The sequence below is a fragment of the Streptomyces sp. NPDC020996 genome, assembly GCF_040641355.1.
Classification (GTDB): domain Bacteria; phylum Actinomycetota; class Actinomycetes; order Streptomycetales; family Streptomycetaceae; genus Streptomyces.
In genome coordinates this window covers 1-22,004 of the sequence record NZ_JBFADM010000045.1, presented here as the reverse complement: position 1 = coordinate 22,004, position 22,004 = coordinate 1, and the positions used below count along the sequence as shown (strand labels likewise).

Annotated in this window: 19 protein-coding genes and 2 pseudogenes; 7 read left to right on the top strand and 14 right to left on the bottom strand. The window is 72.9% G+C overall.

Annotated elements, in window-relative coordinates; translation table 11 throughout:
* Positions 1–7: 7 nt before the first annotated feature.
* Together AB0G63_RS26870 and AB0G63_RS26865 are read right to left on the bottom strand one after the other, a co-directional pair.
* Positions 8–718, bottom strand: a complete 711-nt coding sequence (locus AB0G63_RS26870; RefSeq protein ID WP_360755024.1) for a class E sortase — start codon at positions 716–718, stop codon at positions 8–10.
* Positions 719–741: 23 nt separating this feature from the next.
* Positions 742–1,521 (bottom strand): DUF881 domain-containing protein, encoded by a 780-nt coding sequence (locus AB0G63_RS26865; protein ID WP_360755021.1) that lies wholly within the window; start codon positions 1,519–1,521, stop codon positions 742–744.
* Positions 1,522–1,661: 140 nt separating this feature from the next.
* Between AB0G63_RS26865 and crgA the strand changes: the two genes are divergently transcribed.
* Entirely contained in the window at positions 1,662–1,916 is a 255-nt protein-coding gene (gene crgA / locus AB0G63_RS26860; protein WP_360755019.1) for a cell division protein CrgA, read from the top strand.
* A gap of 301 nt (positions 1,917–2,217) precedes the next feature.
* Here the strand turns inward: crgA and AB0G63_RS26855 are convergent, their stop codons facing one another.
* Positions 2,218–3,105 carry a rhomboid family intramembrane serine protease gene (locus tag AB0G63_RS26855; RefSeq protein ID WP_360755016.1) on the bottom strand — a complete coding sequence of 296 codons (888 nt, stop codon included), beginning with the start codon at positions 3,103–3,105 and terminating at the stop codon, positions 2,218–2,220.
* A 173-nt stretch (positions 3,106–3,278) separates the two neighbouring features.
* A complete protein-coding gene (locus AB0G63_RS26850; protein WP_360755014.1) occupies positions 3,279–3,812 on the bottom strand; it encodes a peptidylprolyl isomerase in 534 nt (177 codons plus the stop codon).
* Positions 3,813–4,360: 548 nt separating this feature from the next.
* Here AB0G63_RS26850 and AB0G63_RS26845 point away from each other — a divergent pair.
* A complete protein-coding gene (locus tag AB0G63_RS26845) occupies positions 4,361–5,062 on the top strand; it encodes a DUF5324 family protein (RefSeq protein WP_360755011.1) in 702 nt (233 codons plus the stop codon).
* Between the two features lie 116 nt (positions 5,063–5,178).
* On the opposite strand, the gene AB0G63_RS26840 is transcribed toward AB0G63_RS26845, so the two are convergent.
* The gene (locus AB0G63_RS26840; protein WP_360755008.1) at positions 5,179–5,829 is read right to left on the bottom strand and encodes a restriction endonuclease; all 651 of its coding nucleotides are present in this window, start codon (positions 5,827–5,829) and stop codon (positions 5,179–5,181) included.
* A 401-nt stretch (positions 5,830–6,230) separates the two neighbouring features.
* On the opposite strand from AB0G63_RS26840, the gene AB0G63_RS26835 reads away from it, so the two are divergent.
* The 4 genes from AB0G63_RS26835 to AB0G63_RS26820 all read left to right on the top strand — a co-directional run bounded on the left by AB0G63_RS26835 (position 6,231) and on the right by AB0G63_RS26820 (position 10,876).
* The gene (locus tag AB0G63_RS26835) at positions 6,231–7,418 is read left to right on the top strand and encodes a 3-deoxy-7-phosphoheptulonate synthase (RefSeq protein WP_360755006.1); all 1,188 of its coding nucleotides are present in this window, start codon (positions 6,231–6,233) and stop codon (positions 7,416–7,418) included.
* A 33-nt stretch (positions 7,419–7,451) separates the two neighbouring features.
* Positions 7,452–8,222, top strand: coding sequence for a 2,3-dihydro-2,3-dihydroxybenzoate dehydrogenase (locus tag AB0G63_RS26830; RefSeq protein ID WP_360755003.1), 771 nt, complete (start codon positions 7,452–7,454; stop codon positions 8,220–8,222).
* 90 nt (positions 8,223–8,312) lie between these two features.
* A complete protein-coding gene (locus tag AB0G63_RS26825; protein WP_360755001.1) occupies positions 8,313–8,936 on the top strand; it encodes an isochorismatase family protein in 624 nt (207 codons plus the stop codon).
* Positions 8,933–10,876 carry an anthranilate synthase family protein gene (locus AB0G63_RS26820; RefSeq protein ID WP_360754998.1) on the top strand — a complete coding sequence of 648 codons (1,944 nt, stop codon included), beginning with the start codon at positions 8,933–8,935 and terminating at the stop codon, positions 10,874–10,876. Before AB0G63_RS26825 ends, AB0G63_RS26820 begins: the two co-directional genes overlap by 4 nt.
* 825 nt (positions 10,877–11,701) lie before the next feature.
* Here AB0G63_RS26820 and AB0G63_RS26815 read toward each other — a convergent pair.
* The 8 genes and pseudogenes from AB0G63_RS26815 to AB0G63_RS26780 all read right to left on the bottom strand — a co-directional run.
* A pseudogene (locus tag AB0G63_RS26815) lies at positions 11,702–11,893 on the bottom strand (3-carboxy-cis,cis-muconate cycloisomerase); the annotation flags it as partial.
* The gene (locus AB0G63_RS26810) at positions 11,890–12,198 is read right to left on the bottom strand and encodes a hypothetical protein (protein WP_360754995.1); all 309 of its coding nucleotides are present in this window, start codon (positions 12,196–12,198) and stop codon (positions 11,890–11,892) included. The gene AB0G63_RS26810 and the pseudogene AB0G63_RS26815, both read right to left, overlap by 4 nt.
* A complete protein-coding gene (locus AB0G63_RS26805; protein ID WP_360754994.1) occupies positions 12,195–14,210 on the bottom strand; it encodes an FAD/NAD(P)-binding protein in 2,016 nt (671 codons plus the stop codon). The genes AB0G63_RS26810 and AB0G63_RS26805 overlap by 4 nt, the downstream gene beginning before the upstream one ends.
* The gene (locus AB0G63_RS26800; RefSeq protein WP_360754991.1) at positions 14,207–15,769 is read right to left on the bottom strand and encodes an AMP-binding protein; all 1,563 of its coding nucleotides are present in this window, start codon (positions 15,767–15,769) and stop codon (positions 14,207–14,209) included. Before AB0G63_RS26800 ends, AB0G63_RS26805 begins: the two co-directional genes overlap by 4 nt.
* Before the next feature lie 73 nt (positions 15,770–15,842).
* Positions 15,843–16,514, bottom strand: coding sequence for an SRPBCC family protein (locus AB0G63_RS26795; RefSeq protein ID WP_360754989.1), 672 nt, complete (start codon positions 16,512–16,514; stop codon positions 15,843–15,845).
* 56 nt (positions 16,515–16,570) lie between these two features.
* A pseudogene (locus AB0G63_RS26790) lies at positions 16,571–17,556 on the bottom strand (zinc-binding dehydrogenase).
* 266 nt (positions 17,557–17,822) lie between these two features.
* The gene (locus AB0G63_RS26785; RefSeq protein WP_360754987.1) at positions 17,823–18,773 is read right to left on the bottom strand and encodes an NAD-dependent epimerase/dehydratase family protein; all 951 of its coding nucleotides are present in this window, start codon (positions 18,771–18,773) and stop codon (positions 17,823–17,825) included.
* Positions 18,770–19,762, bottom strand: a complete 993-nt coding sequence (locus AB0G63_RS26780; RefSeq protein WP_360755099.1) for a ScbA/BarX family gamma-butyrolactone biosynthesis protein — start codon at positions 19,760–19,762, stop codon at positions 18,770–18,772. Before AB0G63_RS26780 ends, AB0G63_RS26785 begins: the two co-directional genes overlap by 4 nt.
* A gap of 232 nt (positions 19,763–19,994) precedes the next feature.
* Between AB0G63_RS26780 and AB0G63_RS26775 the strand changes: the two genes are divergently transcribed.
* Positions 19,995–20,723 carry a ScbR family autoregulator-binding transcription factor gene (locus AB0G63_RS26775; RefSeq protein WP_360754984.1) on the top strand — a complete coding sequence of 243 codons (729 nt, stop codon included), beginning with the start codon at positions 19,995–19,997 and terminating at the stop codon, positions 20,721–20,723.
* A gap of 89 nt (positions 20,724–20,812) precedes the next feature.
* On the opposite strand, the gene AB0G63_RS26770 is transcribed toward AB0G63_RS26775, so the two are convergent.
* The gene (locus AB0G63_RS26770; RefSeq protein ID WP_360754981.1) at positions 20,813–21,979 is read right to left on the bottom strand and encodes a transposase; all 1,167 of its coding nucleotides are present in this window, start codon (positions 21,977–21,979) and stop codon (positions 20,813–20,815) included.
* Between the last annotated feature and the right edge of the window lie 25 nt (positions 21,980–22,004).

Sequence of the window (22,004 nt, the reverse complement as noted above, 5' to 3'; positions counted from 1 at the left end):
CACCAGACTAACGGCGCAGAGCGCCCGGCCTGCCTGCCTCGACGGGCCGCGTGGAGTCCAGATGTGCCCACACGATCAGCCGGTGACTGTGCCCCCACTCCGGATCGCAGGTGGTCAGCGTCAGGTAACGGCCCTCGCGTGTATACCCCGACTTACGTGGCACAGGGTCGATCACCTCAACGTCCGCCGGAACCGTTTTGTAAGGCCCTTTGTCGATCCGATACGTGAACCAGGTGGTCCCGTCCGTCAGCACCACCGCGTCCCCCCGGCGCAGCCTCGGAAAGTCCTTGAACGGATCGCCGTACGTCCGCCGGTGACCGGCCACCGCGAAGTTCCCCCGCTGCCCGAGCCGGGCGGTGCCCGCGTAGTGCCCGAGCCCCTTCTTCAGCGTGTCCACGGCCGTGCCCTCCAGGACCGGCTTGTTCCACGTGAAACCAAGACGCGGGATGTACATGATGGCGAAGGCCCTGCCCGCGGCATACGGCGCCGGACTCTTCGGGGCCGGGGCCGGGGCCGGAGCGGGGGACGCGGACGTCCCGGCAGCCGCCGACGACGGCACGCTCTGCCGCGCCCACCGGTCCTGCAGGACGTCGATCTGGTGATCCATCGCGCCGTCCGCCCGCACACCCGTCCAGAACAGCACATAGACGACGAACAGCACGATCAGGGCGCCCACGGTGATGCACAGCTCGCTGACGGTCCTGACGACGACGCGCACCGGCAGCTCCTGAACGGCTCAGCTCACCCCACGGGCTCGGCGTAGTGCAGATCCACTGTGCCCGAGTAACCGGGCAGAGTCACCGTCCCGTTCTCGGTGACTTTCCAGCCCAGGCCGTAGACGTTCACGTACACCATGTAGTTCTGGATCGCCGGGGAGTCGGACAGCGCCTTGTTCAGCTTCTCCGGATCACCGACCGCCGTGATCTTGTACGGCGGCGAGTACACCCGGCCCTGCAGGATCAGCGTGTTGCCGACGCAGCGCACGGCGCTGGTGGAGATCAGCCGCTGGTCCATGACCTTGATGCCCTTGGCGCCGCCCTGCCACAGCGCGTTCACCACCGCCTGCAGGTCCTGCTGGTGGATGACCAGGTAGTCGGGCTGCGGCTCGGGATAACCGGGCAGCTTGGCGGTCGCGTCCGGCGGAGCGTCGTTGAGCGTGACCGTGATCGCCTCGCCCGTCAGCTTCTGCGTGCCCGCCCGGTGCTCCAGGGCCTTGAGCTTCTCGTCCTCCGCCTTGGTCCTGCCGTCGTCCCGCGCCGCCAGCGACTCCACCTCGCCGCGCAGCGAGCCGTTGGACTCGTCCAGCTCGCCGTTCTTGCGGCTGCGCTCCTGGATGAGGTCGGAGAGCTTCAGCAGGGAGGTGTCCGTGCGGATGTTGGTGCCCTTGGCGGTGTCGAAACTGGTGAAGAAAATAAGCCCGGCGAGCGCGAAGACGGCCACCGTGAGCACCCGCACGGGCCGGAAACGGCGCCCGCGGGCAGGGGTGGAACCGGACTGGGGAGAGTCGGCAGAATTGCTCAACGTACCCTTATCTCCTTCGGCGCCGCGGAAGCACTACGCTAACGGACGCCCGGGGGAGCGCTAAGAGTCCCCTTGCACCGCCCCCGAGCCCGACCCAGTTACCTGCGCGGCCACGCAGCGCATCGACAGGAGAGACCCTCGTGCCGAAGTCACGTATCCGCAAGAAGGCCGACTACACGCCGCCGCCCGCGAAGCAGGCGACCGCCATCAAGCTGAACAGCCGCGCCTGGGTCGCGCCCGTGATGCTGGCCATGTTCCTCATCGGGCTCGCCTGGATCGTCATCTTCTATGTGACCGACGGCTCACTGCCGATCGACAAGCTGGACAACTGGAACATCGTGGTCGGCTTCGGGTTCATCGCGGCCGGCTTCGCCGTCTCCACCCAGTGGAAGTAGCGCCGCCAGCGCCGTAGGAGCGCCGGGACCCGCGGGACCGGCGGCCCACGGGACCGGCGGCACCCACGGGACCGGCGGGTTATCCACAGATCGCGGAAATATCCACAGGCCACCTGGGGAAAAGAAACGACGATCTGTGGATAACTCCCCGTCCATTGACACCGGTACGACTGTCACACCGTCACCCGGACGCCTGTTCGCCCCCTGCTTGACCTGCGTGAACGCGGGTCGAGTCAGGGGGCGCGCTGCTTCCCGCACTCCATGCACAAGATTGGCCACACGCTGTGGACAACCGGGCACCTCAGGTGAGCTGAGCCGTCCTGAGCAGGGTGATGACGACCACGGCGACGAGTACCACGGCGCAGGTGCCGTACTGCACGAGGGCGCGGTGTCTGCGGGGGGCGTGGACCATCGCGTAGCCGGTGATCACGCCGGCCACGAGGCCGCCGATGTGGGCCTGCCAGGCGATGTTGCTCCAGCCGAAGGTGAAGATCAGGTTGATCACCAGCAGGGCGATGATCGGCCGCATGTCGTAGTTGAGCCGGCGCATCAGCACGGCGGTGGCGCCGAAGAGGCCGAAGATCGCGCCGGACGCGCCCAGCGAGGGCTGGTTCGGTGCGGCGATCAGGTAGGTGAGGGCGCTGCCGGCCAGGCCTGAGGTGAAGTAGAGCGCGAGGTAGCGGGCGCGGCCGAGGGCCGCCTCCAGGGGGGCGCCGAGCCACCACAGGCTGAGCATGTTGAACAGGATGTGGATGTAGCTGCCGTGCAGGAACATCGGGGTCAGCAGCCGGTACCACTCGCCCTGGGCGATCCCGTGCACGGAGCCGAGGACGGGGACGTAGGCCTGTCCCAGCATCTCGAAGCGCTCGGTGAAGCGGTCGCCGACGGAGAGCTGGACGAGGAAGACCGCGAGGTTGACGGCGATCAGCACCTTGGTGACCAGCCGCGGGTCGGCGGCGACCGTGCCGCCGGCGAGGGTGCGGGGCCTGGCGGCGTCGGGCGCGTGGCCGGTGCCGGAGCCGCCCCGGGCGCAGTCGGGGCACTGGAAGCCGACCGAGGCGTTCACCATGCAGTCGGGGCAGATCGGGCGTTCGCAGCGGGTGCAGCGGATGCCCGTCTCGCGGTCGGGGTGGCGGTAGCAGCCGGGCAGGCTCATGGCGTCCTGCGAGCTGCTTGCCGCGTGGTCCATGGTTTCCCCTCGGTCGTCCGGCGGGCGGTGTGCGCATACCGGTTGTGCGCATACGCACCGCCCCGCCCATCTTTACGGATGAGCGGGGCGTTTGGTTCCTGCCCTGCCGACTGATTCCCGCCCTGCCGGCGCGTGACCGGCGGGTGCCGGTTCAGTTCCCGGCAGGTGCCGGTTCAGCCCTCGCGGGTCTCGACGACGACCGACTCGATGACGACGTCGTTGACCGGGCGGTCGGTGCGCGGGTTGGTCTGGGTGGTGGCGATGGCGTCCACGACCTTCTGGCTGGCCGCGTCGGTGACCTCGCCGAAGATGGTGTGCTTGCGGTTCAGCCACGTCGTCGGGGAGACGGTGATGAAGAACTGCGAGCCGTTGGTGCCCGGACCGGCGTTGGCCATGGCCAGCAGGTAGGGCTTGTTGAAGGACAGGTCCGGGTGGAACTCGTCCTCGAACTGGTAGCCGGGACCGCCGGTGCCGTTGCCCAGCGGGTCACCGCCCTGGATCATGAAGCCGCTGATCACCCGGTGGAAGACCGTGCCGTCGTAGAGCTTGTCCGTGGACTTCTGGCCCGTGGCGGGGTTGGTCCACTCACGCTCGCCCTTGGCGAGCTCGACGAAGTTCTTGACCGTTTTGGGGGCGTGGTTCGGCAGGAGCCGGACTTCGATGTCGCCGTGGTTGGTCTTCAGGGTGGCGTAAAGCTGCTCAGCCACGATCTGCCTTCCGTTGTCTTCCTGTGACTCCCTGATCCTCGCACGGTCCGGGCCGCGCGTCGCCCGTCGGCCGGTTCCGGGCGCGGTCAGGGGGGAAGTCGGTGGGGGAGAACAGGGCGAGTGCGTCCGGTTCGGGGGCGCTCGACGGCTATCCGTGGCATTGTCGACGACAAGCACCCCTTGCACCGTATTCATCCTCATATCCGATTGTCGACTCTTGATCGGCTCATGATCGACTTCCGACCGGCTCTGTCGAGCGCCCCCCGACCGGCTCGCTCGACCGGGCTCTCGATCGGCTCTCCCGACCGGGCTCCCGATCGGGCTCTCGATCGGCTCTCCCGACCAGGGCACTCGATCGGGCTCTCGATCGGCTCTCCCGACCAGGGCACTCGATCGGGCTCTCGATCGGCTCCGCGCCGCCGGACGGCCCGGAGTCGCGCCGTGTGACCCGGATGCCCGCCCTCACATGCCCCGGGGTCCGTTGGCAGGCATGATCCGTAAAAGGGTGGAAAGTCGAAATACCGTACGCCACCGAGGAGGAGGAACCCGTGACCCGCATCGACAGCGTGCGCGCCGCGACCGGTTCGGCGAAGGACAGCGTGCTGCACGCCGCGGAAGTGGTGGCGCCCTACGCCGACACGGCCAAGGACAGGGCCGCACACTACGCACACGAGGCACGCGTACGGCTCGCGCCCAAGGTGACGCTGGCCGCAGAGCAGGCCCGCGCCCAGTACGGCGTCCATGTCGCACCGCGCCTGGAGCAGGCACGTGCGCACGTGCCGCCGAAAGTCGACCATGCGGCCCGTGAGGCCGCCGTCCGTACGCGTTCGGCGGCCCGGCAGGCCGCCGACTACTCCCGGCCGAAGATCGAGCACGCCGTGGCCGTGGCCGGGCCCGCCGGCGCCGAGGCCGCGGCGCGCGGCGCGGCCGCGCTGGCCGCACTGCGCGGCCAGGTCACGGCGCAGCAGATCCGGAAGCTGGTCCGCAGGCAGGAGCGGCGGGCCAGGGCGGGCCGTCTGGCCAAGGCATTGGTGGTCTTCGGCGCCGTCGCGGGCGGCGCCTTCGCCGCCTGGAAGTGGTGGGACAAGCAGGCCAACCCGGACTGGCTGGTCGAGCCGCCCGCCGCGACCGAGGTCCCCGAGTCGAGCCGGCTCACGTCCGTGGACGGCACCGGTCCGTCGGTGCTCGACCCGGAGGTGCAGGCCAAGCAGGCCGAGGAGGAGGCAGCCCGGCGCGACGAGGGCCAGTGAGAACCGGTCCGCACCGGGAGAAGTCCCGTATTCATGGCGAGGCCCGAAACCGTGACCATTCTTTGCGGTTTCGGGCCTTTCGCATGCGTGGGTGCCGTCACCCCTCCGGGAATCCGCTAATCCAGGGCTTTCAGGGGATTTCCCGCGCTCAGTTCCATCCTTTGCAGCCGGGCGTGATGCCGGTGGAGCCGACGCTCGATGCGCTGGACGCCGGCCCGCAGGGCGATCAGTTCCCTGCGGTGTTCACCGGAGGTTTCGATCAGTGCGTTGAACAGCGGCACCACGGTCCTGCCGAGGATGTGCGCGATGCGCTGGTCGATGCGTTCGTCGAGGGAGTCGGCGGGGCTGTGGACAGAGTTTTCCACAGGCTGTGCACGCGCCAGGTACTCCATGTCCAGCAGATACGCACGCACCTGACGTGCGACTTCGCTGTCCCGGAGCAGCATGGCGACGTTGAGGACGGCTCGACGGGAGAAGATGGCCAGGGAGCGGCTGCGGGACTGGATGCCACTGAGGTCCTTGAAGGACCTCAGTTCGTCCCCGATCAGCAGTCGGTAGCCGCTGGCCTCCAGTTCACTCCGGTGGTCCTTGATCAGCGACTTGACGGCTTCGAGACCGACGTCGAAGTATGCCGCCACCATCGCCGTCGTCACGTGCATGCCGTCCGGCAGCAGTGACAGTGCCTTGACCCGGTCGAGGACGTCCGTGCGGTCGAGCACGCTGCTGCGCAGCGTCTTGGACTCCAGGAGCACCGATTCGTCGATCATGTTCTGCCCGTTCGTTGAGCGGTACGGCCGCACGGCGGCCGGGGCAGAGCCGTGGCGCCCGCCCCATTCGATCAACGATTCGTCAGATGAGAAGACACGATCCCTATTCACGGGCGGTCCGGCCGGAATTGCCTTATGGCGTATGCCGCATTGGAGCATAAGCGTTCCCCTGTGTGTCGGGGGTTTTCCAGGCATTGTCTGTCACCTTTCCCCCGCACCTGACCTACTCTCACCTCACCCTTTGCCGCCCGGGTGAGCGCTGACCACCATGGCGGGACCGCTGTGGTTCCGGTGTTTCGGGGTCACGTGTCGGCAGGATCTGGCGGCAGTGCGTATTCGTTCCGGGAGCCTGTCACCGAATTCCCGCCGTCTCAGCTCACCATCGCAACGGGAGACGACCAGTGACAGTGACGACAGGGGACGGAACTCTGCTCGACCCGCGGGCACACCCGCCCCTGCAACAGCCGGACTGGGGCGAGGATCCCCGGTTGCCGGCGGTGCGGGAGGAACTGGTGCTGAGCGATCCGCTGGTGGCCTCCTCGGACGTACGGCGACTGCGGGCGCTGCTCGCCGAGGTCGCGGCGGGGCGTGCCCTGGTGGTACAGGCCGGCGACTGCGCGGAGGACTTCGCGGAGTGCACCGGCGATCACGTGGCGCGCAAGGCGGGACTGCTGGAGGCGCTCGCCGGTGTGCTGACCGCGCGGACGCGGCTGCCGGTGGTGCGGGTCGGACGGATGGCCGGCCAGTTCGCGAAGCCGCGCTCACGGCCGACCGAGCGCGTCGAGGGTGTCGAACTGCCCGTCTACCGCGGGCACATGGTCAACTCGCCGGTTCCCGAACGGGCCGCGCGCCGCCCCGACCCGTTACGGCTGCTGCACGGCTACACCGCGGCCCGGCAGGCCATGGAGCATCTCGGGTGGCTCGGGGAGCGGGGCGGGCCGGGCGGCGGGGAACCGTCGGTGTGGACCAGCCACGAGGCCCTGCTGCTCGACTACGAGATGCCGCTGATCCGCTGCGACGAGCACGGCCGGCCGTTGCTGACCTCCACCCACTGGCCGTGGATCGGCGAGCGCACCCGGCAGCCCGACGGCCCTCATGTCGCCCTGCTGTCCGACGTGGTGAACCCGGTGGCCTGCAAGGTGGGCCCCGACACCAGCGTGGGCGACGTGCTGCGCCTGTGCGCGCGGCTCGATCCGCACCGCGAGCCCGGCCGGCTGACGCTGGTGGCCCGGATGGGCGCGGACCTGGTGGGCGAACGTCTGCCCGCGCTGGTGTGGGCGGTGCGGGCGGCTCGGCATCCGGTCGTGTGGCTGACCGATCCGATGCACGGCAACACGGTGAGCACGGAGTACGGGCTGAAGACCCGCCGCGTCGAGGCCGTGATCGCGGAGGTGGAGGCGTTCCAGCGGGCCGTGCGGTCCTCCGGCGGTGTCGCGGGCGGCCTCCATCTGGAGACCACGCCGCACGACGTCGTCGAGTGCGACCTCGGTCTCACCGGGGACGGTGGGCGGCTGTCGTACACGACGCTGTGCGATCCCCGGCTCAATCTCGGCCAGGCCGTCACCGTCGTGTCGGCCTGGCGGTCCTAGCCGTTCCGGCTGTTCCAGTTGCGGGAGGAAACCATGGAGAACCGAGTCGCCGTGGTCACCGGCGCCGCCGGCGGTATCGGCGCAGCGGTGGCCCGGGCGTTGTGCGAACAGGGAACTGTCGTCGCCGCGTTGGACCGTGACGCCGTCCGGTTGACGGAGACGGTGGAGAAGCTGCGCGGCGACGGGTACGACGCGCACGCCTTCCCGGTCGACGTGACCGACGGCGCGGACGTGGAACGGGTCGTGGACGACGTGGAGAGCACGCTCGGGCCCGTCGGCCATCTGGTCAACGCGGCCGGTGTGCTGCGTCTGGGCGAGGTCCTGGACTACAGCGACGAGGACTGGCGGGCGACGTTCGGGGTGAACACCGACGGCGTCTTCCACATGTGCCGGGCCGTCGTACGGCGCATGGTGCCGCGGGCCGCCGGCTCGGTCGTCACCGTGGCGTCCAACGCGGCGGGCACTCCCCGTACGGCGATGGCGGCGTACGGGGCGTCCAAGGCCGCGGCCACGATGTTCACCAAGTCGCTGGGGCTGGAGGTCGCCCGGCACGGCATCCGCTGCAACGTGGTGGCGCCGGGTTCCACCGACACGCCGATGCTGCACTCCATGTGGCGGGACGAGAGCGGGCGGACCGGCACCGTCGAAGGCGATCTGGGCGCGTTCCGCACCGGCATCCCGCTGGGCCGCATCGCCCAGCCGTCGAACGTCGCCGACGCCGTCGTCTTCCTGCTGTCCGACCGGGCCCGCCACATCACCCTGCACGTCCTGACCGTCGACGGCGGCGCGTCCCTGGGCAGCTAGGGCCGGTCCGACGCCCCTCTCATACACCCCTCGCTGGTTTCGCTGCTTCCGCTGGTTTCGCTCCGGTTTCGTCGAAAGGACCCGTCGGCCATGGCAGGCATACCCACGATCGCCCCCTATCCCCTGCCCGGCGCGGGTGAGCTGCCCGCGAACACCGCCGCGTGGACGGCCGATGCCGGGCGGGCGGTGCTGCTGCTGCACGACATGCAGCGCTATTTCCTCGCCCCGCTTCCCGAGGCCCTGCGCGCGGAGCTGGTCGCCAACGTCGCGGCGTTGGCCGACCGGGCACGGGCCCTCGGCGTCCCCGTGGCCTACACCGCCCAGCCCGGCGGCATGAGCCCCGAACAGCGCGGTCTGCTGAAGGACTTCTGGGGCCCCGGCATGCGTACCGCGCCGGCCGACCGGGAGATCGTCGAGGAGCTGGCGCCCCGGGACGGGGACTGGCTGTTCACCAAGTGGCGCTACAGCGCCTTCTTCGGCTCCGACCTGCTGGAACGCATGCGGGCGCACGGCCGTGACCAGCTGGTGGTGTGCGGGGTGTACGGGCACGTGGGCGTGCTGATGACGGCCGTGGACGCCTTCACCCACGACATCCAGCCGTTCCTGGTGGCCGACGGCGTCGCCGACTTCGGCGCGGCGGAGCACCGTACGACCCTCGACTACGCGGCCCGGCGCTGCGCCGTGGTCACCACCGCGAAGGAGGTCTTCGCATGAGCGGCACGAGCAGCACGAGCGGCACGAGCGGCACGAGCGGCACGAGCGACACGAGCGGCGGTGGCGGCCTGCTGGACCGGGTGCTGGCTCCCGGCGGTCCGGGAGTGCCGTACGCGCTTCTCCACCGGCCGGAGGCGACCGGTCCGGGCCTGCTCGACGTGCTCACCGGCGAGGTGGCGGAGGTCGCCCGCCTCGCCGACCTGCCCGTGGGGCGGGAGCCGGGCGCCGGGCGGCACGAGGTGCTGGCGCTGGTGCCGTACCGGCAGATCGCCGAGCGCGGTTTCGCCGCCCCGGACGACGGCACGCCGCTGCTGGCGATGACCGTCACCGGGCAGGAGACGGTCCGCGTGCACGACTTCCTCGCGCGGGCCCCGCGCACGCCCGTGCGGCTGGCGGGCGGGCACTTCGACATCGGCGACGAGGCGTACGCGCAGCTGGTCCGGCGGATCGTGCGGGACGAGATCGGCACCGGCGAGGGCGCCAACTTCGTCCTGAAGCGCACCTTCGTCGCCGACCTCACCGACTACGGCCCCGCCACCGCGCCGGCCCTGTTCCGGCTGCTGCTGACGCTGGAGTCGGGCGCGTACTGGACATTCCTGGTGCACACCGGCGACCGCACGCTCGTCGGGGCGACGCCGGAGCGGCACATCAGCGTGCGCGAGGGCGCGGCGGTGATGAACCCGATCAGCGGCACCTACCGCTACCCGTCCACCGGTCCCACCCTCTCCGGCGTCCTCGACTTCCTCGCCGACCGCAAGGAGGCCGACGAGCTGTACATGGTCGTCGACGAGGAGCTGAAGATGATGGCCCGGATCTGCGACGACGGGCCGCGCGTGGTGGGCCCGTACCTGAAGGAGATGGCGCGGCTCGCGCACACCGAGTATTTCGTCGAGGGCCGCACCGGCCGCGACCCGCGGGAGATCCTGCGCGAGACGCTGTTCGCGCCGACCGTCACCGGCTCCCCGCTGGAGAGCGCGGCCCGGGTCGTCGAGCGGTACGAGCCGGACGGGCGCGGCTACTACAGCGGGGTCGCCGCGCTGATCGGGCGGGACGCGCGGGGCGGACGGACGCTCGACTCGGCGATCCTGATCCGCACCGCCGACATCGACGCCGGCGGGCGGCTGCGGCTGTCGGTGGGCGCCACGCTGGTGCGGCACTCCGACGCCGCCTCCGAGGTCGCCGAGACCCGCGCCAAGGCGGCGGGGCTGCTGGCCGCGCTGGAGGCGGAGGGGCCGGCGCGGTTCGCGGACCACCCGAACGTGCGGGCGGCGCTGGAGCTGCGCAACGCCTCGCTGGCCGGTTTCTGGCTGGCCGACGGGGCGGCGGAGACGCGGCCGGTGCCGCAGCTGGACGGCGGCCGGGTGCTGATCGTCGACGCGGAGGACACGTTCACCTCGATGCTCGGGCGGCAGCTGGGTTCGCTGGGGCTGGCGGTGACGGTCCGCCGTTTCGACGAGGACTACTCCTTCGCCGACCACGATCTCGTCGTCCTCGGCCCCGGTCCGGGGGATCCGCGCCGGCGCGCGCATCCGAAGATCGCGCACCTGCGCGCCGCGGTCGACGCGTTGATCGCCGGGCGCCGGCCGTTCCTCGCGGTGTGCCTGAGCCACCAGGTGCTCGCTACGCGGCTGGGTTTCGAGCTGGCGCGCCGGGACGTGCCGAACCAGGGGGTGCAGCGCGAGATCGACCTGTTCGGCACACGCGCGCGGGTGGGCTTCTACAACACCTTCGCGGCCCGTTCGCACGGCGACCGGGTCAACTGCGCGGGCGTCGGCGCCGTCGAGGTCTGCCGCGACGCGGACACGGGCGAGGTGCACGCCCTGCGCGGGCCGCACTTCGCGTCGGTGCAGTTCCATCCGGAGTCGGTGCTCACGCAGGACGGGCCGCGCCTGGTGGGCCGGCTGCTGACCGGCCTGCGGCCGGCGGTTGCGGTCGGGTGACGCACCCGCACCCGCGCGCCCCGGGAACGGGCAACGGGAAAGGGGCCGGCCTCCGTCCATCGGGAGGCCGGCCCCTTCGGGTCGTGGGGCCGGATCGGGTGCCGGCCGCAGGGACGGGATGCCGACCGTGGGACCAGGTGCCGGCAACAGAGCCAGACACCGGCCGAGGGCCACGTACCGGCCGAGGGCCGTACCGGCCAAGGGCCACGTGCCGGCCAAGGGCCACGTACCGGCCGGAGGGCCGGGCGCCAGCCGTGGAACCGGGTGCCGATCGCAGAGCGGGATGCCGACCGCAAGACCGGGTGCCGTGGGAGCGGGTGCGAACCCGCAGAACCAGGCACCGGCCGAGCGCCACGTGCCGGCCCGGAGGGCCAGGTGGCGACCGTGGACCGGATGCCAGCCGAAGGCCCGGGCGTCGACCGGCGGCCCAGGCTTCGGCCGTGGGACCGGCGGCGGCCGCAGAGCCAGAGCCGGGCGTGGGGCCAGGCGACGACCGTGGGACCGGCGGCGACCGCAGAGCCAGAGCCGGGCGTGGGGCCAGGCGACGACCGTGGGACCGGCGTCGACCGCAGAGCCAGAGCCGGGCGTGGGGCCAGGCGACGACCGTGGGACCGGCGGCGGCCGCGGAGCCCAGGAGCCGTCGTTGGGGCCGGGTGGCGGCACCAGCCAGGCGCGGCCGTGGGGGGCTGGTGTCGGTCAGGTGTCTGCCGCGTGGAGTGCCCGGTCGACCAGTTCTGCGGCGGCTCCGGTGTACGTCGCCGGGTCGCACAGGGCGGCCAGGTCCGCCGCGTCCAGTGCGAGGCCGGGGATCTCGCCGATGACGTCGGCGGCCCGTTCCGGCAGCGTGCCGAGCCGGGCCTGCGCCCGCGCGAGCGCCGCCCCGGCGTCGAGCATGGCCTACAGCCAGGCCCGGTCGCCGACGGCGGCTTCGACGGGCGTTCCGGCACGGACGGGGGAGAGCAGCCCGGCGTCCACGAGGTCGCCGGGCCCGGCGTCGGCGGGGGCGGCGGCGCTCAGGCGGCCACCCCCCGCGGCACGCCCCGCACGACCGGCCCCGGCCCCGCGGCCCGGGAACCGCCCGGCGCCGCGGCCCCCGACGGCGGCCCCCCGTCCGCCGCCGCCCGCACCGCCGGGAACACGAGGACGGACCCCGCCGCAGCGCCGGAGAAGCCGCGCCGCGCCACCACCTCGCCCACGGACCCGACGCCGGCCCCGGCTCCGGCCTCGACCGCGCCCCGGTCACCGACCCTGACCTCGGCTCCGACGTCGGAGGCGGCCTCGGCTCCGGCCGGGCGATCCGCGTGTGCGGCCGCGGTGTTCACACGATCACCTCCGTCACATCCGCGTCCGCGTCCGTGTCCGTGTCCGCGTCCGTCCCCACCGGGTGGATGCCCGACGGTGGCCGGGCGTGCGGCGGGAGGGCGAGGACCGCGCGGGCGATGGCGTCCGAGTCGCCGAGGGTGACGGAGTCCACGCCGGGGCGGATGCCGGCGGCGGTGACCCAGTGCACGGACTCGGTGGGGACGCCGTAGGCGAAACGGCGCGGGTGGGCGCGGCCGCGGGCGTCGAGGAGGCGGTAGGGGCGCTCGGTGACGGCGAGGCCGCCGGTCTCGTAGCTCGGGCCGTGGGCGCTGTCGATGCGGTACGGCGCCGCCTGCTCGGTGCTCAGCAGGTGCTGCAGGAGCGGGTCGTCGGTGCGGCGCAGGTCGGGTTCCGGCAGCCGGGCCTCGATGAGGACGGTGGCGCGGACCGGCGGTCCGGGCACGGCCTCGGAGTCGGCGACGAAGGCGGGCGAGCGGGTGTCGATGCGCACCCGGGTGCCCGGCCCGGTGACGGTCAGCACCCCGGCCTCGATCAGCGCGGTCATCTCCTCGATGCGGGAGGCGGGCGGGCCGATCGACAGGAACGCGTTGAGCGGGGTGTACCAGCCGTCGAGGTCGTCGCGGTGCGAGGCGCCGTCCAGGCCGCCGTGGTCCACGGCGAGCCGGATCTCGTTGCGCAGGTCGCGCAGCACGTCGAGGGCGGCCTTCAGCGGGCCGTGGACGTTTCCGGCGCGTGCCTCGCGCACGTCGTCGCGCAGGTGCTCCAGCAGCCAGTCGCGGAAGTCGTCGCGGTCGGCGAAGACCCGGTCGCCGTAGGGGCGGGAGAGCTTCTCCCAGTCCCAGCGCTCGGCCGCGGGGATGCCGAAGGCGTCGAGGAGCGCCGTCTCCTCGTCCTCGGGCAGCGCCAGGTACCGCTCGACGAAGGCTTCCTCCTCGGCGCCGCGGCCGTGGGCGCGCAGCAGGGTGCCGTAGTAGACGCTCTCGACCTCCTTGCGGATCAGCGGCCACAGGTCGCCGGTGAAGTCGATGCGGGGGCCCGGTCCGGTACCGCCGCGCAGGCGCGCGACGAAGCCGGGGGTGAGCAGGCGCGGGTGGTGGCGGCCGTGGGCGCCCTTCTCGTTCTCGCCGCGCGCGTGGTACGGCACGCCGCGCCGGGAGAACGCGTACAGCCTCGGTTCGCGGCCGGAGGGCAGGTACGTCAGCCCGCCGTCGCCGCGGCGTACGAAGGCGCCGCCGCGGCCGGCCGTGAACAGGGCCATGTGGTCGAAGAAGTTGAGGCCGAGGCCGCGCAGCAGCACGGTCTGGCCGGGCTGTATGCCGCTGAGGTCGAGGTCGGCGGGGTTGGCCGGGGGGAGGTAGGTCAGGTAGTGGATGCGGGCGAGGCTGGCGGTGCGGGCCTCGCGCGGGGTGAGGCGGGCCGGTACGTGGCCCTGGGCCAGGACGATCGCGTCGAGGGTGTTGAGGCGGGTGCCGTCCTCCAGACGGACGCCCTGCGGGCCGCCGGGCACGCCGTGGGTGTCGGCCATCGCCAGGGCCCGGCTGCGGTGGACGCGCACGCGGACGTGGGCGGGCGCGCCGGCGACGATCTGCTGGAAGCAGTCGCGCAGGTAGCGGCCGTAGAACGCGCGGGTGGGGTAGGTGTCGGGGCCGAGGGCGGCGGCCTCCTTCAGGGTGTGTTCGTCGTAGTCGCCGAACTGGCCGAGGACGGACAGGCTGCGGGCCCACTCGTAGAGGGTGGGGCCGGGTTCGACGGGGCCCTCGATGCGGACGGAGTCGTCGGTGAAGACCGTGATCTGCGAGGCCACGGTGTTCATCAGCAGGTGGCGGGACTGCTCCGGGCGCCAGACCGTGCCGGCGCCGGGGGCGGCGGGGTCGACGACGTGCACGACGACCTCGTCGTGCGTGGGCGTGCAGCGCTCGTTGGCGAGCAGCCGCTCCAGCACGGACAGGCCGCGCGGGCCCGCCCCGATCACGCAGATCTCGGTGCGGGTGCTGGTGCGGGGGCCGTTCATGACGGTACCTCCCGGGCGGTCAGCAGCCGGGCCAGCTCCAGTCGTTTGATCTTGGTGGTGGCCGTCTGCGGCAGGTCGCGCTGCCGCCACTGCACCGGCTCGCCCAGGGCGGGCAGGCCGTCCAGGGCGGCCTGCCACCGGGCGCCGTCCAGCGGCAGGTCGTCGCGGGTGCACACCACGGGTGAGGGGACGCCGCCGGAGCCGGGCACGATGATGACCTCGATCAGTTCGGGCAGCCGGCCGAGCAGCTTGTCCTCGATCTCCAGGGTGCTGTCGATGCCGGGGATGCGGTCGACCTCGCGGTCCAGCAGGTGCAGGCAGCCCCATCTGGTGCGGTAGCCGAGGTCGCCCATGCGCCACCAGCCGTCGTTCACCTGCTTCTGCCAGCGCGGGTGCTCGCCGAGGTAGGTGAGGATGCGCCCGTCGGTGCGCACCTCGATGAAGCCGGGGTTGGCCTTGCTGACCGGGTTGCCGTCTCGGCTGACGACGCGCACGCCGGTCATGCCGGGGAACGGCATGCCGACGCAGCGCCCGTCGAAGGGGTGGCGGTCGGTGTAGGTGCGGGCGGCGACGGGGCCGACCTCGCTCTGGCCGTAGATCTGGGCGTAGCGGGGATTGCGGCGTTCGGAGGCGCGCAGCATCGTGGCGACGGTGCGGGGGTGGATGGCGTCGAAGGTGCTGGAGAAGTACTTGACGTGCGCCAGCGGGCGGCGCGGGTCGTCGGCCAGGACCTCCCAGCGCAGCAGGGTGTTGGGGTGGGTTTCGACGATGCCGGGGCGGACCCGGGTGAACAGCTCGGCCACGGCCGCCGGTTCGTCGTCCCGCAGCATGATCAGCGGGTGGCCCTGGAGGAGGGAGATGGGCATCGCGGTGAACAGCCGGGAGTGCACGAACGACATGTGCATCGCGACCGGTTCGCGCTTGTCGATGAGGCGGACGACGCTCGCCTGGGGGCGGTAGCGCGCCTGGAAGGTGCGGTTGGTGTGGACGGCGAGTTTCGGGATGCCGGTGGTGCCGGAGGTGTGGGTGATGAGCACCGGGTGGTCCGGGGACATCGTCACCGGGTCGACGCGGGGGGCGCCGGCCAGGTCCGCGAGGGCGGTGGCCCGTTCGTGGCGGCCGGCCGCCAGCAGCACGCCCTGGGTGCGGCCGGCGATGTCGGCGGGCAGGTGGTGGTCCAGCTTGTCCTGGTCGGTGATCAGGTACGGCTGGTTCACCCGGCGCACGAGTTCGGCGACCGTGGCCCCGTCCAGCTTCGGCGAGAGCAGCACGGCGGTCGCGCCGACGCGGGCAACGGCTACGGCGAGCAGGGGGATGTCGAAGCCGTCGGACTTGTGCAGCACCACCCGGTCGCCCGGGCGGACCCGGGCGGCCCACAGCCGGGCGGCGAAGTCGTCTACGAGCGTGGCGAGTTCGGTGACGGTGACACGGCGGCCGAAACCGGGCGCGCAGTCGAGGTCGTGGTCGAGCACCACGAAGTTCGCCGGAAACCTGGCGGCCGCCCTGTCGAAGAGCGTTCCCAGCCGGATTCCGTTGTTAGCTATCCGCTGCAGAAACATGTGCGTTCCTCCCGCATTGCCGCAGAGGCCGGGCCGCCGGTGACCGACGGAACTCGATTTCAGGCCGCTGTGCTCAGCCCTGCTGTTCGTCGACGTTCTCGGTGGCCTTCTCGGTGACCTTCTCGGTGACCTTCTCGGTGGCCTTCTCCGCGGTCTCTTCGATGACCTGCTTGATGCGCCGTACTGTGGCGGCGAGATCTTTTTCCAGCTTCACGCCCCATTCGGCGACGAAATCCCGGCGTGCGGCTTCGTCGAGTCCCGCGGTGATCGAGCGGATTCCCTCGGTGGCGCGGCCCATACGGAAGTGGTGGACGAGCGTGCTGGTGCCGGGTGCGGTGCCGGGTTCGATGTCGAAGCCCCAGACGCTCTCCTGCCTCGCGCCGGCGGCGGTGAGCATGGCCCAGCGGAAGGTGCGGCCGGGTTCGGCCGCGACGACCTCGGCCTCCGTGTACCAGGTGCCGCGGACCACGGGGGCCCAGCCGACCACCTCGGGCGAGCGCTCGTTCTCGCCGCGGAACACGGTGCCCACGGCGGCGGGCGGACCGCCCTTCCAGGTGCCGCCGCGGCATTCCGGGCTCCATTCGCGGCTGCGCGGCAGATCGCTGACGACGGAATAGACTCCGTGCGGATCCGCGGCGACCTGGATTTCTGCCCGGAACTCGAACAGCGGCACGGTGTCGATGACGGATGCGGCGCCGGCAGCGACACCGGACGCGGACGCGTGGGGAATGCTTTCGGTCGTCATGCCGGAAATCCTCGCGACCGCCTCCGGGTACGGTCAACGCGTTCTTCGAGGGTGCGTCAAGTCCTCACGATCAGAATCATTTTGCCGCGCACTTCGCCGTTTTCCCAGGCGGCGGTGCGCCTCGGCCGCCGCGTTCAGCGGCAGCATCTCTGTCGCCCGGGGGGCCAGGACCCGTTCCGCGGTGAGCCGGCCGACGGCTGCGGCCGCCTCGGCCAGTTCGGGGACGGTGGCGTGCGAGATGGCGAAGCCGTGCACCGAGCCCTCCTTCAGGTCCAGGGGGCCGGCAGGCAGCGCGGGGCGGGTGCGCAGGCCCGCCAGCAGGACGATCCGGCCGCGCCGTGCCGCGCCAGCGCGTCCACGGCGACCGGCAGGTCGTTGACGCCGGCCGGGTCCAGCCACACCCCGGCGCCGGACGGGCAGGCCGCCCGGATCCGAGCGGCCGGGTCGGGAGCACGGTGGTCGACGAACTCGGCGGCGCCCAGGGAGCGGCAGCGGTCCTCGTCGCGCGCCGAGGCCACGGCGACGACCCGGGCCCCGGCGCGGGCGGCCAGCACCACCGCCGCCCCGCCCACGTTCCCGGCGGCGCCGACGACGACCACGCTCTCGCCGGCCCGCAGCCGGCCGTGCGTGACAGGCCGAGGTGGGCGGTCGCCGCGCCGTGCGCCACCGCCACCGCCACCGTCTCCAGCGGGTCGGCGCCGGGCGGCAGGTGGTACTGCCGGTCGGCGACCACCGCCCGCTCGGCGGCGGCGCCCTGCCGCCCCTCGTGCCCCAGGCTGTTGCACCACACCCGGTCCCCGGGCGCGAAGCCGGGCGCGCCGGGCCCGGCCGCGACGACCGTGCCCACGAGGTCGCGGCCGACGACGAACGGCAACAGGACGGGGGTGCGCCAGGCGCCGGAGCGGACGAAGGTGTCGACGTGGTTCACGGCGACCGCGTCGACCGCCACCAGGACGTCCGTGGGTCCGGGCACCGGGTCGGGCAGCTCTCCGTGACGGATGACCTCGGGCGGGCCGAACCGGTCGATGTACGCAGCGAGCATGGGCGGGTCTCTCTCCGGAATCCGGGCGGGGGCGGGAGGGACGGCGGCGGTGGGACGGCCGCAGCGGGACAGCGGCGGCGGGTAGGCGGCGGCAGCAGGGCGACGTTGGCGGGGAGGCGGCAGCAGGGAGGCGGCGGCGAGGAGACGGCAGCAGGGCAGCGATGGCGGGGAGCGGGCGCGTGATAAGCAGCATGCGGCAGGCGGGGCGTGCGGCAGGCGGGGCGTGCGGCAGGCGGGGCGTGCGGCAGGCGGGGCGTGCGGCGCCGTCAGGTGCGGTTCCGTGCCGCGAGGTGCCCCCGGTACCAGGCGGCCGCCTCCGCCAGCCGCGCCGCGTGGCCCGGTCCGGGCGGGCAGCCGGTCAGGGACCACAGCGTGCTGCGGTACCAGCGGTCCTCGGCGAGCAGCCGCGCCTGGTGCGCGCTGACGGTGCCGGGCGCCTCGGCCAGGCGGGCCAGGTAGGCGTCCAGGGGCAGGCCGGCCGACGGCACGGGCAGGCCGAGGGTGTCGCCGAGCAGGCCGGTGAACTCGCGCAGGGTGAGGGTGTCCGGGTGGGCGGCGTGGTGGACGGTGCCCGGGGCGGCGAGGCCGGGATCGCGGGCCAGGGCGGCCAGCAGCCGGGCCAGGTCGCCGACCGCCACCAGTGACAGCCGGGCCCGGCCGTCCTCCGGCAACGCCGGTACGCGGTCGAGCAGTTCGGCGAGGGAGGGGACCACCCACACGTCCCCGGCGCCGTACACCAGCGGCGCCCGGACCACCGTGCCGCCCGCGGCGCGCACGGCGCGCTCGGCCAGCAGCCGGGTGCGGCTGGTCGCCGAAGCGGGCGCGGGCTCGCGTTCGTGCTCGGTCAGGCCCCGGTGCGGTCCGGCGCCGTAGACGGCGGTGGTGGAGAGCAGGACGGTCCGCCGCACCCCGGCGCGCGCGGCCTCGGCGAGCAGGGCGCGGGTGCCGTCGACGTTGACCGCCCGGCACCTGTCCTCGTCGCCGCCGACGCAGGAGGCGCAGTGCAGCACGGTGTCCACGCCGCCGCACGCGCCGCGCAGCGAGGCGGGATCGGTGAGGTCCCCGCCGGTGTACTCGACGCCGGGCACCGCGTCGGACGGGAACGGCAGGCGGCGCACCAGTGCCGTCACCGTGGACGCGTCGTCGTGGGCCAGCGCCCGCAGCACCGCCGAGCCGATGAACCCGGTGCCGCCGGTGACCAGGATCCGCCCCGTCACGACGCACCGCCGGCGACCGGACGCGCCGTCAGCACGCCTTCGGCGGCGACCTCGTCGTCCTGCACCAGGGTCACCCGGACCGGGAGGCCGCCGCCCGGGAGCGGGCGCCCGAGGGAGGTGGTGACGTGGCACGGACGGTCGAGTTCCACGTACCGGCGGAACCCGGCGTCCAGGGAGGGGACCACCATGTGCGGGTACCCGGTGGCCAGTTGGGCGGCCTGCCGCATCGCCTCGACGATCGCGCGGCCGGGCAGGTGGTCGCTCTGGCTGTCGAAGACCACCGGGTGGCCGCGCTCGGCCCGCAGCCGCCACACACCGGGCGTCCCGGTGGCCGCGAGCAGCACGTCCCGGGCCCGGGCGCGCCCGGCCAGCGCGGGCGTCACCGGCTCGGGCCCGTCGACGACGGCGGGCGCCGCGACGACGGTGGGCGCCATGCCGGCCGTAGGCACCGCGACTTCGGTGGGTGCCGCGACGGCCGTCGGCGCCGTGGGGCGGGCCGGGCGCAGCCTGCGGTAGGCGGCCCGGGTGACGCAGGACGCCGAGGCGCCGCCGCGGCCGACCCGGAGGCCGCCGCGCCAGAGGTCCACCTCCAGGTGGAAGGAGGCCAGCCGGCCGCCGCGCCGCCGCACGTCGTCGCACCGCACGACCGCGGTCGCCGGGGAGAGCGGGACGCCGGCCGCGAGGACGTCGCCGGGCACCTCGTACCGCAGGTCCCACAGCAGGAAGTGCAGGTCGGTCGGGGCGCCGTAGGCCATGTGCGCGACGGCCGCGCCCGCCTGGCGGATCGTCTCCGCCATCAGCATCGGGTTGTCGCCGCCCGCGACCGGGCCGAACAGCGCGTGGGCGCGGGGCCAGCGGGCGGCCATCCGGTGGGTTCCGTCGGCACCGGTCTGGAAATGGGTGATCAGGACGTCGTCGTCGGCACTCCGGTGGACGAACTCCCGCGGGACCGGCAGGCGGGTGGAGTGGTCGGGCGGGGCGAGGAGCATGGTCACGGGTGGTGTCCCCTTCAGCGAGTGGCCCGGTGTCGCGAGAAAACAAACGGGATGAGCGGTCTCTTTCTTCAGGTAAACCAGGGCGTTTGCCAGGTGACCCAACTGCCCCATAAGGGGACAGGCCACCCTCGACGGCAACGTTCCGCCCATGGCCGGTACGAGGGACCTACGGAAACAGACCGCATGGTCGGCTAGAATGGCGGTGCAATCGCCTCGGAGGGAAGACATGGCCAAGCAGGCGCGCGCGGTGCAGACCCGGCGCTCGATCGTGGAAGCCGCAGCGAGCGTGTTCGCCGAGTACGGCTACGAACGCGCGGCCACCTCGGAGATCCTGCGGCGGGCGAACGTCACCAAGGGCGCGATGTACTTCCACTTCCCGTCCAAGGAGTCACTCGCCCAGGCGATCATGGACGGGCAGACCTCCCTGGTCACCGTCCCCCCGCAGCTGTCACCCCTGCAGTCGGTCATCGACATCACCCACCAGTTCGCGCACGTGCTGCGTCACGACGCCCTGGCCCGGGCGGGCACCCGGCTGTCCATAGAGGGGGTGTTCTTCCACGGCACCCATCCGTGGGACGACTGGTTCGACCTCACCACGCGGCTGCTGGCCCAGGGACAGGAACAGGGCGAGGTGCTGCCGCAGGTGGTACCACGGGAGACCGCCGAGTTCGTCGTGGCCACCTTCACCGGGGTCCAGCTGGTCTCCGAGGCCGTCAGCCGGCGTGCCGACCTGCGGGTACGGGTCGGTGTGATGTGGTGTCACATCCTGCCGTCCATCGCCCACCCGGCCACCATCGCCCGGCTGCGCCCGGAGGGCGCCACCGACCCGGCCGAACAGGTCGCCCGCCGGAACGCCGATGCCGATACCACCGGCCAGGACGCCGACACCGGAACCACCGGCCAGGACGCCGACCCCACCGACCGCGACGCCGGGGTCACGGCCGGCACCGGCTGAGGCACCCGGCCGCGGCTCCGCCGGCATGCCCGCCGCCGGAAGGGTGAGTCCCCGGGGCACCAGCACCGCGGGCACGGCCCGGTACGCGGTCACCGCCGCTCTCCCAGCAGGGCCGCGGCGTGCGCCGCGGAGGCCAGCGTGACGTGCCGGTGCCAGCCGTGGAAGGAACGGCCCGCGAACTCGCTGAGCCCGCTCGGCTCACCCACATCCCGGTAGTCGCGGGCCACCCGGCGCACCAGCTTGCCCAGGCGCAGCAGCGCGCCCGGTGGCGCCGCGCCCATGCCGGTCAGCCACAGCTCGGCCGGCGGGCGCCGGGGATCGCGCCACTCCCCGAGCAGCAGCATCCGCCCCCGCCCGCCCTCGGCGGCAGCGGGCCGGGACGGCTCGCGCGCCGGCTCCACCCGCATCGCCGCCGCCAGCGAGGTGCGCGCGGCAGGCGTCGGCGCACTCGGGTCCAGCCACCGGACGGGACGGCGTAACCCGCTGACGGACCGCATGATGTGCTGCGCCGGCAGCGCCCCGGCGCCGTACCCCGGCAGGGCCGGGTCCGCGACGGTCAGCCGGTCGCCCGGGTCGATCCGCGCCAGGAACGGAACGCCCAGCGCGGCGAAGGTGTCGAGCGCGCCCCGCACCTGGGGGGAGCGGGCGTCCAGCACCACCGGCCGCACCGGCAGCCCCCATCCGGCGACCTCCAGGACGACGGCCGCAGCGCAGGCCGCCAGCGTCTCCTCGGGCAGTTCCTCGGGGATCTCCGCCCGGCGCCGCCGGTCGGAGTCGTCGAGCCACGAACCCGGCAGATACATCCGCCAGTTGACCGGGGCGCTGACCCGCTGGCCCGCCAGCCACAGGCCGAATGCCTGCTGGCCGTTGACGGTCTGGCCGAGGTGCGGGACGAAATGCCGGCCGACGCCGACCGAGTGCTCGCCGACCTTGGGTATCTGCACCGACTGCACCACCCAGGCCTGCGGCTCCACGGCCTTGTGCACGTACTCCGCGAGCGCGCGGCGCATCGGCGCCCACTCCCACGGGGAGCAGGACACGAAGTGGTGCAGGCTCTGCTCGGCGGCCGAGCCGCCGGTGACGCTGGCGATGTTGCGGATGGACTTGCGCCCCTTGGCCGTCAGCAGTCCGCGCAGGTACTTCGCTCCCTTGTCCCGCTGGTCCCGCCGCCGCAGCGAGGCGAAGAGCAGGTCGGTCAGTTCGGCCAGGCCGGCCTCCGCGGGAGATGTTTCAGGCCTCAGGACGGCAGTGCTCACAGTGTCCCCCTTCGGTGTGTCGTGT